This window comes from Halalkalicoccus sp. CGA53 (assembly GCF_036429475.1).
GTDB lineage: Archaea > Halobacteriota > Halobacteria > Halobacteriales > Halalkalicoccaceae > Natronorarus > Natronorarus salvus.
This window is the reverse complement of the sequence record NZ_CP144125.1, coordinates 2,604,137-2,618,193: the sequence shown is the minus strand read 5'-3', so window position 1 is coordinate 2,618,193 and position 14,057 is coordinate 2,604,137. Positions and strand designations below refer to the sequence as shown.

Here is a 14,057-nt window from a genome sequence, read left to right as displayed (position 1 = left end):
GCGGCGGGTGAACTACGCGAACGACGGCGACGGAACGTCCTCGTCCAGCGCCGACCGCCACGTGTGTTCCGGCGCCCAGTCGAGGTCGGCCTTCGCCTTCGCGTTCGAGAGCGCGGACCCCTCGCCCTCGAGGTCGCACTCGTCGGGGAGGCCGCCGAAGACGGCGTCGATCGTCTCCGCGGTCGGCCGCCCGAGGTAGTTCTCGTCGGCGACGCCGAGGTAGGCCTCGTGACCGTCGGTGTCGGCGTCGAGGACGGCGTCGACGAGCGAGACGATGTCGCGGACGTCGACGTACGACCAGAAGTTCCCGCTCGGGACGTGGGTGTTCCGGTCGCCCGTAACCGCGGCGGTCTCGGGGTCGAAGCGCTCGCGGATCTCGGTCGTGAAGTACTCGCCGGGGTACTGTATCCACGAGGGGCGGATCGACGTGACCGGGACGCCGTACCTGCGGGTGACCATCCGTCCGATCTCCTCGCCGACCACCTTCGACGTGCCGTACGGATCGGGCGCGCCGACCGGGTGCTCCTCGTCGATCGGGAAGTACTCGGGGAGCTCGGTCGTCTCCGTGAACACCGTTCCGTAGGTGCACTCGCTGGAGGCCCAGACGACCTCCGCGCCGACCCGTCCCGCGGCGTCCATCACGTTGTAGTTCGCCAGGACGTTGTTCCCGAACGTCCGCCCACCCGGACGGATCCCCATGGCGGGTATGTTCGCGAAGTGGATCACCGCGTCCGGTCGCGCGTACTCGACGAGTTCCCAGGCCTCGCCCTGGTCGGTGAGATCCGCCCGATAGAACGAGACGTTCTCGGGAGCCTCACCGCTCGGACCCACCCGGTCGACACACGTCACGTCGACGCCCTGGCCAGCGAGGTTCTCGACGACCCAGCTGCCCGACTCGCCGAGCCCGCCGGTTACGACTGCACTGTCGATCGTTACCATCGGCCGGCCGTACTCCACGTACCCTTGTATAAGTGCTGATCGGGACGCCGAGCCACGAAAACGTTTTTCGGTCGCTCTCGCGAGGTACGTACTGCGATGTACGAAGCCGATTCGGTCTGGGAGTTCGAGATGTCGGGGAGTGTCACGTTCGGTACCGGTGCCGTCGACGAACTCGCCGCCGAAGCGAGGAAGCGGGACGCCTCCTCGGCGCTGGTCGTCACGGACGAGGGGCTGGTGGACGCGGGGATCGTCTCCCGGGTGACGGACTCGCTCGGGACGGAGTGCTCGTGCGAGGTGTTCGACGGTGTCGAGTCCGATCCGTCGGTCGCGGTGTTCGAGCGAGCGGTCGACCGAGCGCGCGACGTCGTCCCGGACCTGATCGTCGGCGTCGGCGGCGGGAGTTCGATCGACGTGGCGAAGACGACGAGCGTCGTCGCGAGACACGGCGGCGAGATCCTCGAGTACGTCGCCCCGCCGATCGGTGGCGGCAGCGCCGTCCCGGGTCCGGGGGTTCCGACGATCGCCGTCCCGACCACCGCCGGGACCGGGTCGGAGACCTCCCCCGTCACCGTCCTCTCCCTGCCCGACCGAAACCTGAAGGTCGGTATCTCGAGTCGCTACCAGTACCCCGACCTCGCGCTGGTCGACCCGCTGTTGACGATCTCGCTTCCGCCGTCCCACACGGCGTTCTCGGGGATGGACGCCCTCTCGCACGCGATCGAGGCGTACGTGACGCGACGGTTCGACACGAAACCGAGACCGGAGGACCCGATCGACCGACCCGACTACGGCGGACGGACGACCGTCACGGACCAGTTCGCGAGGACGGCGATCGGACTCGTCGCGGACAGCCTCCGCCGGGCGGTCGACAACGGCCGCGACGTCGATGCGCGTCGAAACATGTCGCTGGCGAGCTTTCTCGCCGGCGTCGCGTTCACGAACGCCGGTCTCGGCGCGACGCACGCGGCCGCGCTCTCGGTCGCCGGTGAACACGACACCCCCCACGGGCTGACGATCGCGCTACTGCTCCCCGAAGTGATGCGGTACAACGCCCCGAGTGCCCTCGAGCGCTACACGGAGGTCGCCGCGCTGCTCGGCGAGCGCGTCGACGACGCCGGCGAGGACGAGGCGGCCGAGAAGGCGGCCGTCGCCGTCAGTCGGCTGAGCGACGACGTCGGTATCCCGTCCGGGCTCGCCGAACTGGGCGTCCGAGAGGACGAGGTCGGGACGCTGGCTGAGAACGCGATGCAGCTCGAGCGCCTGCTCGTGGGCAACCCGCGTCGGCTCGAACGAGACGACCTCGAGACGATCCTCCGCCGGTCACTGTAGCCGACGCCCTCGCGAGTACGGCCGGAGCGGCGGTCGGTACGTACGGACGGAGCCGTCGGCGGTTTCGATCGGGTCACATCCACAACCACTATGCGTTCTGCCCGTCACGTGGACGGTATGGCCGAATTCACCGGGTTTCGCCGGTCGGACGGCTCGGTAGGGGTCCGCAACCACGTCGCGGTGATCCCGACGTCCGTCTCGGCGAGCGCGCTCGCGACGCGGATCGGTGCGGACGCGGGCGACCGCGTCAGGGCGACGCCCCACCAGATGGGTGCGAACCAGCCGGAGGTCGCACGGGAGCAGACCCAGCGCGTGCTCACGGGCGTCGGCCGCAACCCGAACGTCGGGGCCGCGTTGCTCGTCGAGCTCGGTACCGAGGCGATCGACGTCGAGGCGCTCGCCGACCGGATCGCCGCGTCCGGAAAACCCGTCGAGACGCTCTCGATCCGTGAGGTCGGGGGGACGAGCGCCGCGATCGAGGTGGGGACGGACACCGCACGGTCGCTCGTCGCGGAGGTAGAGGACGCACGACGGGAGACGGCCGACGCCGCCGAACTCGTCTTCGGCGTCGAGTGTGGTGGCAGCGACGCCACCAGTGGGATCGCGGCGAACCCCGCGGTCGGCAACGCGTGTGACCGGCTCGTCGAGGCGGGCGGCACCGCCTGTTTCAGCGAGACGCCGGAGTTCATCGGCGCCGAGCACATCCTCGCCGAGCGGTGTGCGGACGAGACCACCCGGGAGTGGCTGCTCGAGCGCGTCGCGATGCGGGAGGAGATGGCACAGCTGATGGGCGTCGACCTCCGCGGCGCACAGCCCACGCCCGGCAACCAGGAGGGCGGGCTGACGACGATCGAGGAGAAGAGCCTCGGCGCGATCTCGAAGGGCGGGACCACGCCGGTACAGGGGATGGTCGAGTACGCCGAACGCCTCCCGACCGGGGGCGGGCTCGTCCTCATGGACACGCCGGGGTACGACGTCGAGAGCGTCGTCGGGAAGGTCGCCGGCGGCGCGCAGGTGATCGCCTTCACCACAGGGCGCGGCAGCACGACCGGCAACCCGATCGCCCCGGTGATCAAGGTCACCGGAAACCCAAAGACCTGGGAACGGCTCTCGAACAACGTTGACTTCGACGCCAGCACGGTCATCTCGGGCGAGTCGCTCGAGGGCGTCGGCGAACGGCTGTTCGACCTGCTGCTCGAGGTCGCGAGCGGGCGGCCCACCGAGGCGGAGTACCGACGGCTCGAGGAGTTCGCGATCAACGAGATCCAGCCCGAGGAGCTCGTCGGGCTCCGGGGTGAGGCACGATGAAGGGACGGGTCCTCGACGAGTGCGCGCTGTTGATGACCGAGCGGGACACCGTCGCGACCGCGCTGGAGGACCTCGAGTCGGGTCGGGAGATCGCGCTCGGCGAGGGGGAGTCGGTCGCGCTCCGCGAACCGGTCCCGTTCGGTCACAAGGTCGCGGTGACCGCTATCGACGCCGGCGACCGCGTCAGGAAGTACGGCGAGGTGATCGGCGAGGCGACCGAGCGAATCGAGCCCGGCGCCTGGGTTCACACGCACAACTGCGAGAGTACGCGTGGGAGAGGCGACGTCGCGAGCGCTTCCGGTGCCGTCACGGAGGGCGAGCGGCGATGACACTCGAGACCGAGACCCGGGACGCCCCGAGTGGGGAGGCGACGGACGGGACGGCACGGTTCACCGGCTACGGGCGAGCCGACGGCCGTATCGGCGTCCGGAACCGGCTGCTCGTGTTGCCGTCGGTGATCTGCTCGCACATCGTCGCCGACCGGATCGCCGCGCGGGTGCCCACGGCGGTGAGCGCGCCCCACGACCACGGCTGCGCCCAGCTCGGCGCGGACAACGACCAGACGGCACGGACGTTCACCGGTATCGGTACCAACCCGAACGTCGCCGGCGTCGTCGTCGTCGGGCTGGGCTGCGAGGAGATCCAGAGCGGCGACGTCGCGACGCGGCTCGCCGATCTCGGCGTTTCGGTGCGGGAGCTCTCGATCCAGTCCGAGGGCGGCTCCGACAGGACGATCGAACGCGGCGTCGAGGAGGCGACCGCCCTCCTCGAGGAACGACGCCGGGAGACGACGGGTTCGCTCGCGGACCTGACCGTCGGGATCGTCGGGAGCGACGTACAGGACTCGACGATCGAGACGGCCGACCCCCTCGTCGGCTCGTTCGCTCGTCGGGTCGTCGACGCCGGCGGTCGGGTCGTCGTCGCCGGGACCGAACGCCTGTTGCCCCACGCGGAGGAGGCGGTGGCAGCGGCGGACGATGCGGTCCGGGAGGAGTATCGAAGACTGCTCGAGACCCGACGACGGACGCCAGCGCGCACCGCTGGACTCCGACGACGGGCCGCCCGGCGCTCGTTCGACGAGCTCTCGCGCCCGTGGGACGGGCTCCCGATCCGGGACGTGCTCGCCTACGGCGAGCGGGCGACCCACGACGCCGGCGTCGGGATCGTCGACGCACCCTCGGGGTTCGCCGAGGCGGCGACCGGCCTCGCTGCGGCGGGGGCACAGCTCGTCGTCCACGCGACGGCGGAGGGGATCCCGTCGGGTCACCCGATCGTCCCCGTCCTCAAGGTGACGGGTGACGGGACGACCTACCGGGTGCTCTCCGGGGACATCGACGTCGACGCCCGCTCGACCACGCCGGAGGCGTTCACCGAGCGCGTCCTCGACGTACTCGACGGGGCCGAGAGCTGTGCGGAGCGACACGGCCTGACCGAGTTCGCGATCACCCGCGTCGGGCCGTCGATGTGAGAGACGACGACAGGAGATAACAGAGACATGACGTACACGGCCGGTATCATCGGGACGGGCGGGATCGCCGGGATGGGTATCCTGGGAATGCACGACGCCGAGGAGATCGGGCGGACGAAGGTCAGGGCGAGTCACGCGGGTGGCTACGACGAGACCGAGGGGATCGAACTCGTCGCCATCGCGGACGTCGACGGGGAGAAACTGGCGCGCTTCGGCACCGCCTGGGGGATCGACGCCGACCGACGGTACGACGATCACCGAGAGCTACTCGCGGCGGAGGAGTTAGACGTCGTCTCGGTCTGTACGCCGTCGTTCCTCCACCACAGGCACGTCGTCGACGCCGCCGAGTCGACGGCCGACCCGTCGGTGATCTGGTGCGAGAAGCCGATCGCCTCCCGACCGACGGACGCCCGCGAGATGATCGATGTCTGCGACCGGACGGACACCGAACTCCTCGTCAACCACTCGTTTCGGTTCACGGACAAGCTGCGGACGCTCCGGTCGCTCGTCCAGAAGGAGAGGATCCTCGGCGAGGTGAGGTCCGTGAGCTCGCAGTTCCGGATGGAGCTGCTCAGGAACTCGACACACCTGATCGACACCCTGATCTACCTGCTCGACGCCCGGGCGGAGTCCGTCTCGGGCTACATCACGGGCGAGAACGAGGCGATCGACTCGCTCGGCGTGGGAGAGATGGTCGACGACGCCGGCGGCGGCGGGTTCGTCGTGATGGACGACGGGACGTTCGTCACGATCGACTGTACCCTCCCCCGGGAGATCTCGTCGATGACGTTCCAGTTCGTCGGCACGGGGGGCAAACTCTACATGAACAACGACGACGGCGAGTGGCGCTACTGGCGTCTCGTAGAGGGCGAGCACGTGGAGGAGCCGCTCCCGGGGATCGAGGGCGCGTGGACGTGGGAGGAGGACTACCGGGGGGCGTTCGTCAACGCCGCCTCCCACGTCGTCGACCTGCTGGACGGCCGGGCCGAGAACCGCTCGCCCGGCGTCGAGGCCGCGCGGTCGCTCGAGATCATCGTCGGGTTCTACCTCTCACACCACACGGGCGGACGGGTCGAGATCCCGCTCGAACGGGTGCTCGAGGACGTGGGGATCACGTCCTGGTGAGACGGCTGGTCCGGAGGTCGACGCGAGCGAGACCTCTCGGGAGGGAGGGCCGGCATAGACTGCTTCACGATCAGTAAGACGGTGAACGTGGGCTACCGAGGGCGGGCGGACGACGGTCGGGGGAAGCTTTAACGGGTCCGATCCCGATCCGCTACGCAGATACCGTGACCCCTTCACTCACGACGTGGACCGGCGTACGGGTGGTCGAACCTGCGACGATCGGTGCCGGACGATGAGCTCCACGCGGGAGACCGACCGGGATCGAAGCCTTCTCGACGAGTTCGTCGAGAACCTCTCTCGCCACGCGGTGACGGCCGAGGTGGTCGATCGGAGCGACGCGAGTGCGGCGATCGGGTCCGAACTGGTCGGCGCCACCGTCGGCACCGAGGGGGCGTTCGAGGGGATCGAGGCCCCCGACGGGGTGACGGTCGATCCGACCGCCGAGGAGATCACGAGCGCCGACACGGGCGTCACCGCCGGGATCGTGGGCGTCGCGGGGTACGGTAGCGTCGTCGTCCCGTCCACCGAGCGCTGGGACGGTCCGGTGAGCCTCTATCCGCCGAAACACGTCGCCGTCCTGCGACGGTCCGACGTCGTTCCGGACATCGCGATCGCGCTCTCCCGGCTGTCGGATCGGTTCGCGACGGGGGCGAACGACGTCGTCTTCGTCACCGGGCGGAGTTCGACCGGCGACATGGGCGCGTCGGTCGTCGGCGTCCACGGTCCCTCGGAGATGCACGTGGTGGTGATCGACGAATGACCGCGGACGCGAGGAGGGCGAAACGCGAGCGGATCAGGGGGCTCATCGAAAGCGAGGGGGAGACGGTCGCGAAGAACACGCGTCACCTCAACGAGAGCAGGTACGCGGCGATCGAGGAGCTGGGGGAGGCCCACGAGGAACTCCGGACGCTGGCTCGAGATATAAAGGAGGAGTCGATCGAACGGCTCCCGGAGCTGATCGAGACGCTGACCGAGAGCGTCGAGGGAAACGGCGGCGAGGTGTACGTCGCCAGCGACGCGGCCGACGCCAACGAGTACGTCCGGTCGGTCTGTCGAGATGCCGGGGCGGAGGTCGTCGTCAAGAGCAAGTCGATGACGACCGAGGAGATCGAGGTCAACGAAGCGCTCGAGTCGATCGGCTGTGAGGTCGTCGAGACGGACCTCGGCGAGCTGGTGATCCAGATCGCGGAGGAGTCGCCCTCGCACATCGTCGGGCCCAGCCTGCACAAGTCGACCGAGGAGATCGCGGTCCTGTTCAACGACCACTTCGACCTCGAGCAGCCCCTCGAGACGCCCCAGGAGCTGACGGCGTTCGCGCGGGACCACCTCGTCGAGAAGTTCCGACAGGCGGACGTCGGGATGACCGGCGCGAACTTCGTGGTCGCCGAAACCGGCTCGATCGCGCTCATCACGAACGAGGGCAACGCCCGGAAGACGGTCGAGGCGACGAACACGCATATCGCGGTCGCGGGCGTCGAGAAGGTGATCCCGACGCTTTCGGACCTGGGGCCGTTCATGGAACTCGTCGCCCGCTCGGCGACCGGCGAGTCGCTCTCGTCGTACACGTCGGTCTTCTCGCCGCCGATCGCGACGCCCCCGTTCGACGGGGGCGAGCGGTCGTTTCACCTGGTACTGATCGACAACGGTCGGATGGCGATGCGCGAGGACCCTCACCTCCGGGAGACGCTCTACTGCGTGCGCTGTTCGGCCTGTCTCAACTCCTGTGCCAACTTCCAGAGCGTCGGCGGCCACGCCTTCGGCGGCGAGACGTACACCGGCGGCATCGGGACGGGCTGGGAGGCGGGGGTCCACGGGCTCGACTCGGCGGCCGCGTTCAACGACCTCTGTACGGGCTGTTCGCGCTGTGTCAACCAGTGTCCGGTGAAGATCGACATCCCGTGGATCAACGAGGTGGTGCGGGATCGGATCAACCGCGGGGCCGACCCCGGTCGGTTCGACTTCGTCTTCGAGGGACTCGTTCCCGACGAGGAGCCGGCGGGTCTGGACCTGCAGAAACGCTTCTTCGGCAACTTCGAGACGGTGGCGAGGGTCGCCAGCGCGACGGCGCCCGTCTCGAACTGGCTCGCGAACGCTCCCCCGAGCCGGTGGGCACTCGACCGGTTCGTCGGCGTCGAGCCCGAGCGCGAGCTCCCCGCGTTCCGACGGGAGACGCTCCGGGACTGGTTCGAGGCACGCGAGCCCACGAACGCCGAAGAGCCCGTCCGTCGCGTCGTCTGCTACCCCGACCTCTACACGAACTACATCGAGACCGACCGGGGGAAGGGCGCGGTCGAGACGCTCGAGGCGCTCGGCTGCGAGGTCGCCGTTCCCGACGTGCCCGCCAGCGGACGTGCGCCGCTGTCGCAGGGGATGATCGAGACGGCGAGGACGAAGGCGGAAGACGCGGCGGACGTCCTCGAGCCCTATATCGAAGACGGGTGGGACGTCGTCGTCGTCGAGCCGAGCGACCTGGCGATGTTCCGGCGCGACAACGGGCACCTGCTCCCGGCCGAGCGCCACGAGCGGCTGGCCGAGAACAGCTACGAGCTCTTCGAGTACGTCTACGGGCTCCTCGAGGGATCGGAGGGAGACGGAACGGCGCTGCGAGCGAAACGCTCGGGGAACCGCGAGGTCATCTACCACAGACACTGTCAGCAGCGGACGCTCGGGCTCGAGGCGTACACGGTAGCCGTCCTCGAACGGCTGGGCTACGACGTCGCGACGAGCCGGACGGAGTGCTGTGGGATGGCCGGCTCGTTCGGCTACAAGTCCGAGTACTACGAGCTGAGCATGGAGGTCGGATCGCTCCTGGGAGAGCAGCTACTGGCAGAGCGCGACCGGCGCGTCGTCGCCAGCGGGACCTCCTGTACGGACCAGATCGAGGCGCTCGTCGGCGAGCGGCCGACCCACCCGGTCGAGCTACTGGTCGACCGATGAGGGGTCGCCTCAGAGGAGGGCGAACGCCCGCGCCGAGCAGCCGCCGACGCCCTGCATCCGCAGCGGCGGGTAGAAGAAGTACGCTCGACGGCTGTCGGCCCCCTGAAGCACCCGATCGAGGTTCCGCAGCTCCTCGACCGGGATGATGTCGTTCTCGAGCAGCGGGAGGTGTGACTCGTCAGGGCCGATGTCGGTGACCGGACCCTGTGCTGGGACCTCGTCGACCCAGCCCGCGACGCTCGGGGTGTCGATGCCGACGGCCTTGGGTTCGAGTTCCGCGAGGTACTCCGCACCCTCGCCCGAGAGGAACGGGTAGCGCATGACGTACTCGCCGGTCCAGCCGTAGTGGTCGTCCCAGCCGGTGTGAAGCATCACGACGTCGCCCGGTTCGATCTCGTCGGTGTACGGCTCGATATGCTCGGGTTCGATCGGTTCCGCGGGCTCCAGTGGCGTCAGGTCGAGGGCGATACCCTCGCCCATGAACGTCTCGATGGGGAACTCGTCGAGCGTCTTCCCCTCGGGGATGAAGTGACGCGGCGCGTCGACGTGAGTCGCCGTGTGGCTCTGCATCTCGACTCGTTCCATCGTGAAGCCGTCTCTTGCCGCATAGTCGGTCGTCTCGACCCGGACGTTCGGGAAGTTCGGGTAGGTGGGGATGTCGCTCTCGATCGGGTTGCTCAGGTCTACGACCGTCTCGACGTCGTCGAACATACCCCCGGTTCTCGGGGTCGTACCAAAAGCGCTTCCCTGGGGACGGGCGCCGCTTCTCGAGTCGGGAGGCGAGGCGGCCCGCTCGAGTCACACCCACTCGCTGTCCGCGGAGACCTCGTTGTGCGGCGTCTCGCCGACCAGTACACGGCCGACGTCGTCGGCGATCTCCTCGCTCAGCTGCAGGCGCGAGGACTCCGAGTACCAGCCGACGTGCGGCGTGACGATCGCGTTCTCGAGGTCGAAGAGCGCGTGATCGGCCGGGAGCGGCTCCGGGTCGACCACGTCCAGGCCTGCGAAGTCGATCTCCCCGGTCTCGAGTGCGGAGACCAGCGCGTCGGTGTCGACGACGGGACCGCGGGCAGTATTGACGATGATCGCGTCGTCGGCAATCGCCGCGAGCGCGTCGGCGTCGATCATGCGTTCGGTTTCACCCGTGTGGGGGACGTGGATCGAGAGCAGGTCGACCTGTGCGAGGAGGTCGTCGAAGGCGACCGGCTCGACGTTGTGCGTCCGCACGGCGTTCGCCGGGAGGTACGGGTCGTGGGCGATCAGCTCGCAGCCGATGCCCTGGACCATCGTGGCGAGGCGACGGGGGATCTTCCCGAAGCCGAGGAAGCCGATCGTCGACCCCTGCAGCCGCCCGATCGGGCTCCCCTCGGACCAGTCCCAGCCGCCGCCGCGCGTCTGTCTGTCGTAGGTGGGGAGCCTGCGAACGCACGCGAGCAGCAGCGAGAGGGCGTGGGTCGCGACCTCGTCGATGCTGTACGTGGGGTTGTGGACGACGGTGACGCTGTGGTCGGCCGCGGCCTCGAGGTCGACGTTGTCGACGCCGATGCCGGCCCGACCGACTACCTCCAGCGACGGCGTTGCTTCGATGACGCGGGCGGAGACTGGGACGCCGGCGTCGACGATGAGCCCCGACGCGTCGCCGAGTTCGGAGAGAAGCGCGTCCTCGGTCCGGGTGATCGCCGAACTCGCCGTGACGTCGTACCGCCTCAGTACGTCGCGCTGGAGGTCGTGATCGACCGTCGTCGACTTCGAGTCGCTGATCAGGACGTGCTCTGTCATGTCTCGAGCGTCTCGTCCATCGTACATCAATGGGTGGTGTTTCGCGCCGATCGGGACCGCGCGGTGTGTCCGTACGAACCGCTCGAGGGTGGGGTCCTGACGGGCAGGTACGCTCGCGAGGACCGTCCGGAAGGCTGGCACGCGGCGCTCGACGACCGGTTCACCTGCGTTCCGGCGGTCATCGCCGGACCGCCGGCACAACTCCGCGAGGATCTCGCCGCCACGGAGCTCTCGCCGACCCGTGACCAGCGCGCGCGGATCACCGTCGCCTACCGATGGAATCGATCGAACGCGAGTTCGAAGCCGGGTTTCAGCATTTCCGAACAGCCGTTCTACTCCCCCCTCTCACGTACAACCGTCTCGTCCGTGGGAGCGGCCCAGATCCCCCTTACAGCAGTATGGCTGTAAAAACGCCGTTCGGCTATCCTGACCCCGTTCGTGTGAACGGGATCGGTCCTGTACACGGACGACCGTTCAGAGCCCGAATACGGCCAGTGTGTCACTTTCGGCGAGAATACGACGTTCAGTATGGATGAACGCCCCTCTCGGCGTTCTCCCGGTCAGAGCGACGTCTCCCTCACGGCTACGTCGGGATGGTCGAGCAGCGACGTATCGAGTTCGGTGCCGAGTCCGGGTCCCTCGGGGATCGGCAGGTACCCGTCGGTGGCCGCCAGCGGCGTCGTGACGAGGTTACGGTGCCAGCCGTCGTACCGGTCGCGGATCGCCTCCATCACGTAGAGGTTCGGGATCGTTGCAGAGAGGTGTGCGTTCGCGAAGTGCAGCACCGGGCCACCCGAGTTATGTGGCGCCACGGGCAGGTGTGCGGCTTCGGCCATCGTCGCCACGGCCTTCCCGGCGGTTATACCGCCGGCCCAGCAGAGGTCGAGCATCGCCACGTCGACCGCGCCGGTCTCGATGACCTGCGCGAACTCGTAGGGGCCGACGAGGCGTTCGCTGATACAGAGGGGGACCGACGTCCCCCGCGCGAGCCGTCGGTACGCCTCGGGGTTCCCCTTCCTGATCACGTCCTCGACCCAGATGGGGTCGTACTCCTCGACGGTGTCGACCAGCCGTTTCGCGGGCGTCAGCGCCCAGAGGCCGTGGAACTCCACCGCGATCTCCATCCGATCGCCCACGGCCTCCCGGATCCGCCGGATCGGCTCCAGCCCGGTCCGGAGGTCCTCGTTCGAGATCCGCTGTCCGCGTGTCTTCGGAGCGAACCCGTCGAACGGCCAGATCTTCATCGAGGTGATCCCCTCCCCGAGCAGCGAACGCGCGAGCGCTTCCGGCTCTTCCATGAAGTCGTACTGACGGTCGTAACAGGTGTTATACGTCGGGATCTGCTCACGTGACTTCCCGCCGAGCAGTTCGTAGATCGGTTCGTCCGCGAGTTTGCCCTTGAAGTCCCAGAGAGCGATGTCGAGCGCGCTCAGCGCGCGGAACTCCGCCCCGGCGTGTCCGTAGTAGTTGAAGTAGGTCGTGAGGTCGTCACGGATGCCTTCGATCTCCCGTGGATCGCGTCCCAGGACGTGATCGGCGATCGGCCCGTGGAGCGCGGCACACTCCATCTCCGCGAGCGGGAACGTCTCCCCGAGGCCGATCACCCCCTCGTCCGTGTGAACGCGGAGCATGGTAATTCTGACGTCGCGTTCGGTCTCCGTGAGGTCGCTCTCGGGATCGAAGGTGAGCGTCTCGATGGCCGTGATCTGCATGGGAAGGGGTTCGCCAACGGCGGCATATAGCTTCCTCTCGGAGCCGTCCCGATCGACTGTCCGTGTGAGTGGCGCGTCAGAACTCGCTTCGGTCGAAGCCGTCGTCGACGGTGAGCACGTCCCCGGTCACGTACGAGGGCCTCGGGTTCGACGCGGTCCTCGACACGACCGGTCGCCCCCGGGCCTCGAGACCTCGGTCGAGGCCGTCCACAAAGGGGTCAGATCGTGCTCGTCGGGCTGACGGGCGAGACGCCGCTGGCGTACGCGCCGCCACCGGTCGAGACGCGGGACCGAGAGGAACCCGATTCCAGGCCCGCCGGGTAGTCACGGACGATGGATCTCGAGCGCTTCTTCGAGGAGTTCACCGAACGCGACTGGCGACGCGAGAGCGTGACGGGTCGGTTGCGGGTCGCGATGATCGGTCTCGGCTGGTGGACGCGCGAACAGGCGACCCAGCGGTCGAGGAGAGCGAGCACCGTACGACGACGGTGGTCGTCAGTAGCTCGACGGAGAAGGCAGGGACGGTCGCAGGCGAACACGGGACGATCGACCACGCCATCACCTACGACGAGTACCACGACGGTGTGGCCACAGAGGCGTACGACGCCGTCTACGTCTGTACCCCGAACGCCCTCTACCTGTCCTAGTCGAGACGGCGGCCGAACTGGGGAAAGCCGTCCTCTGTGAGAAACCGATGGAAGCGAGCCTCGATCGGGCCCGATCCGTCGTCGACGTCTGTTCCGACCACGGCGTCCCGCTGATTGTCGCCTACCGAATGCAGACCGAACCGGCGGTCAGACGGATGCGAGAACCGGGTCGCCGACGGCTTCGTCGGCGACCCGGTGCTCGTCCACGAGCACATGTCGCAGGTACTGCTCGACGTGATCCCCGATCCCGACAAGTGGCGGCTGGACCCCGACCTCACTGGCTACGGGACCTCGGTGATGGACCTCGGGGTCTACCCGATCAACACCGCACGGTTCGTCCTCGACGCCGATCCGGTCGCGGTCCAGGCGAGCACGGGGGTCGAGAGCGACGCGTTCGCCGACGTACCGGACGAGCTCGCCGCGTTCACCGTCGAGTTCGACTCGGACGTCCGCGCGGCCTGTTCGGCGAGCCAGAACGCCCACCACTCGAGTTTCCTCCGGGTCACCGGCACCGAGGGTGAGATCGAACTTGACCCGGCCTTTTACGACCGTCAGCAACGCTCACTGACCCTCTCACGCGCCGGGACGACGGCCTCGCACCCGGTCGAACGGGTCGACCAGATGGAAGAGGAGTTCGAGTACTTGGCGGGCAGCGTCCTCTCCGAGGAGAGACCGCACCCCGACGGCGAATACGGACTCGTCGACATGGCGACCGTGAAGGCTATATACGAGAGCAGCGACGCCGGCGAGACCGTCCCGTCGAGTGGTGAAACGCCGTCAACAGTATCGACACCTACCGCCGAGACGAATGCA

Annotated in this window: 12 protein-coding genes and 1 pseudogene; 9 read left to right on the top strand and 4 right to left on the bottom strand. The window is 68.3% G+C overall.

Going from position 1 to position 14,057, the window contains the following annotated elements; genetic code table 11:
- Positions 1–12: 12 nt before the first annotated feature.
- Entirely contained in the window at positions 13–939 is a 927-nt protein-coding gene (locus V2L32_RS15210) for an NAD-dependent epimerase/dehydratase family protein (protein ID WP_331233330.1), read from the bottom strand.
- A gap of 96 nt (positions 940–1,035) precedes the next feature.
- Here V2L32_RS15210 and V2L32_RS15205 point away from each other — a divergent pair, with 96 nt between their 5' ends.
- From V2L32_RS15205 to V2L32_RS15175, 7 genes are all read left to right on the top strand, one after another.
- Positions 1,036–2,268 carry a hydroxyacid-oxoacid transhydrogenase gene (locus V2L32_RS15205; protein WP_331233329.1) on the top strand — a complete coding sequence of 411 codons (1,233 nt, stop codon included), beginning with the start codon at positions 1,036–1,038 and terminating at the stop codon, positions 2,266–2,268.
- Positions 2,269–2,385: 117 nt separating this feature from the next.
- Entirely contained in the window at positions 2,386–3,576 is a 1,191-nt protein-coding gene (locus V2L32_RS15200) for a UxaA family hydrolase (protein ID WP_331233328.1), read from the top strand.
- Positions 3,573–3,905, top strand: coding sequence for a UxaA family hydrolase (locus V2L32_RS15195; protein ID WP_331233326.1), 333 nt, complete (start codon positions 3,573–3,575; stop codon positions 3,903–3,905). The genes V2L32_RS15200 and V2L32_RS15195 overlap by 4 nt, the downstream gene beginning before the upstream one ends.
- Entirely contained in the window at positions 3,902–5,044 is a 1,143-nt protein-coding gene (locus V2L32_RS15190) for a UxaA family hydrolase (RefSeq protein ID WP_331233325.1), read from the top strand. The genes V2L32_RS15195 and V2L32_RS15190 overlap by 4 nt, the downstream gene beginning before the upstream one ends.
- A gap of 27 nt (positions 5,045–5,071) precedes the next feature.
- A complete protein-coding gene (locus tag V2L32_RS15185; protein ID WP_331233324.1) occupies positions 5,072–6,169 on the top strand; it encodes a Gfo/Idh/MocA family protein in 1,098 nt (365 codons plus the stop codon).
- Between the two features lie 232 nt (positions 6,170–6,401).
- Entirely contained in the window at positions 6,402–6,929 is a 528-nt protein-coding gene (locus V2L32_RS15180) for an LUD domain-containing protein (protein WP_331233323.1), read from the top strand.
- On the top strand, positions 6,926–9,106 hold the full coding sequence (locus tag V2L32_RS15175) for an LUD domain-containing protein (protein ID WP_331233322.1): 2,181 nt from the start codon (positions 6,926–6,928) through the stop codon (positions 9,104–9,106). Before V2L32_RS15180 ends, V2L32_RS15175 begins: the two co-directional genes overlap by 4 nt.
- 9 nt (positions 9,107–9,115) lie before the next feature.
- Here the strand turns inward: V2L32_RS15175 and V2L32_RS15170 are convergent, their stop codons facing one another.
- Positions 9,116–9,817 (bottom strand): cyclase family protein, encoded by a 702-nt coding sequence (locus tag V2L32_RS15170; protein WP_331233321.1) that lies wholly within the window; start codon positions 9,815–9,817, stop codon positions 9,116–9,118.
- An 87-nt stretch (positions 9,818–9,904) separates the two neighbouring features.
- On the bottom strand, positions 9,905–10,885 hold the full coding sequence (locus V2L32_RS15165; protein ID WP_331233320.1) for a C-terminal binding protein: 981 nt from the start codon (positions 10,883–10,885) through the stop codon (positions 9,905–9,907).
- Between the two features lie 63 nt (positions 10,886–10,948).
- Here V2L32_RS15165 and V2L32_RS15160 point away from each other — a divergent pair, with 63 nt between their 5' ends.
- Positions 10,949–11,293, top strand: coding sequence for a hypothetical protein (locus V2L32_RS15160; RefSeq protein ID WP_331233319.1), 345 nt, complete (start codon positions 10,949–10,951; stop codon positions 11,291–11,293).
- A 152-nt stretch (positions 11,294–11,445) separates the two neighbouring features.
- Here the strand turns inward: V2L32_RS15160 and V2L32_RS15155 are convergent, their stop codons facing one another.
- On the bottom strand, positions 11,446–12,597 hold the full coding sequence (locus tag V2L32_RS15155; RefSeq protein ID WP_331233318.1) for a mandelate racemase/muconate lactonizing enzyme family protein: 1,152 nt from the start codon (positions 12,595–12,597) through the stop codon (positions 11,446–11,448).
- A 333-nt stretch (positions 12,598–12,930) separates the two neighbouring features.
- Between V2L32_RS15155 and gfo6 the strand changes: the two are divergent.
- Positions 12,931–14,000 (top strand): annotated as a pseudogene (gene gfo6 / locus V2L32_RS15150) (D-xylose 1-dehydrogenase Gfo6); the annotation flags it as partial.
- Between the last annotated feature and the right edge of the window lie 57 nt (positions 14,001–14,057).

What these genes read in the sequence shown, in the direction of transcription:
- V2L32_RS15210 (WP_331233330.1), bottom strand. Translation starts at nt 939, where the DNA reads ATGGTAACGATCGACAGTGCAGTCGTAACCGGCGGGCTCGGCGAGTCG.
- V2L32_RS15205 (WP_331233329.1), top strand. Translation starts at nt 1,036, where the DNA reads ATGTACGAAGCCGATTCGGTCTGGGAGTTCGAGATGTCGGGGAGTGTC.
- V2L32_RS15200 (WP_331233328.1), top strand. Translation starts at nt 2,386, where the DNA reads ATGGCCGAATTCACCGGGTTTCGCCGGTCGGACGGCTCGGTAGGGGTC.
- V2L32_RS15195 (WP_331233326.1), top strand. Translation starts at nt 3,573, where the DNA reads ATGAAGGGACGGGTCCTCGACGAGTGCGCGCTGTTGATGACCGAGCGG.
- V2L32_RS15190 (WP_331233325.1), top strand. Translation starts at nt 3,902, where the DNA reads ATGACACTCGAGACCGAGACCCGGGACGCCCCGAGTGGGGAGGCGACG.
- V2L32_RS15185 (WP_331233324.1), top strand. Translation starts at nt 5,072, where the DNA reads ATGACGTACACGGCCGGTATCATCGGGACGGGCGGGATCGCCGGGATG.
- V2L32_RS15180 (WP_331233323.1), top strand. Translation starts at nt 6,402, where the DNA reads ATGAGCTCCACGCGGGAGACCGACCGGGATCGAAGCCTTCTCGACGAG.
- V2L32_RS15175 (WP_331233322.1), top strand. Translation starts at nt 6,926, where the DNA reads ATGACCGCGGACGCGAGGAGGGCGAAACGCGAGCGGATCAGGGGGCTC.
- V2L32_RS15170 (WP_331233321.1), bottom strand. Translation starts at nt 9,817, where the DNA reads ATGTTCGACGACGTCGAGACGGTCGTAGACCTGAGCAACCCGATCGAG.
- V2L32_RS15165 (WP_331233320.1), bottom strand. Translation starts at nt 10,885, where the DNA reads ATGACAGAGCACGTCCTGATCAGCGACTCGAAGTCGACGACGGTCGAT.
- V2L32_RS15155 (WP_331233318.1), bottom strand. Translation starts at nt 12,597, where the DNA reads ATGCAGATCACGGCCATCGAGACGCTCACCTTCGATCCCGAGAGCGAC.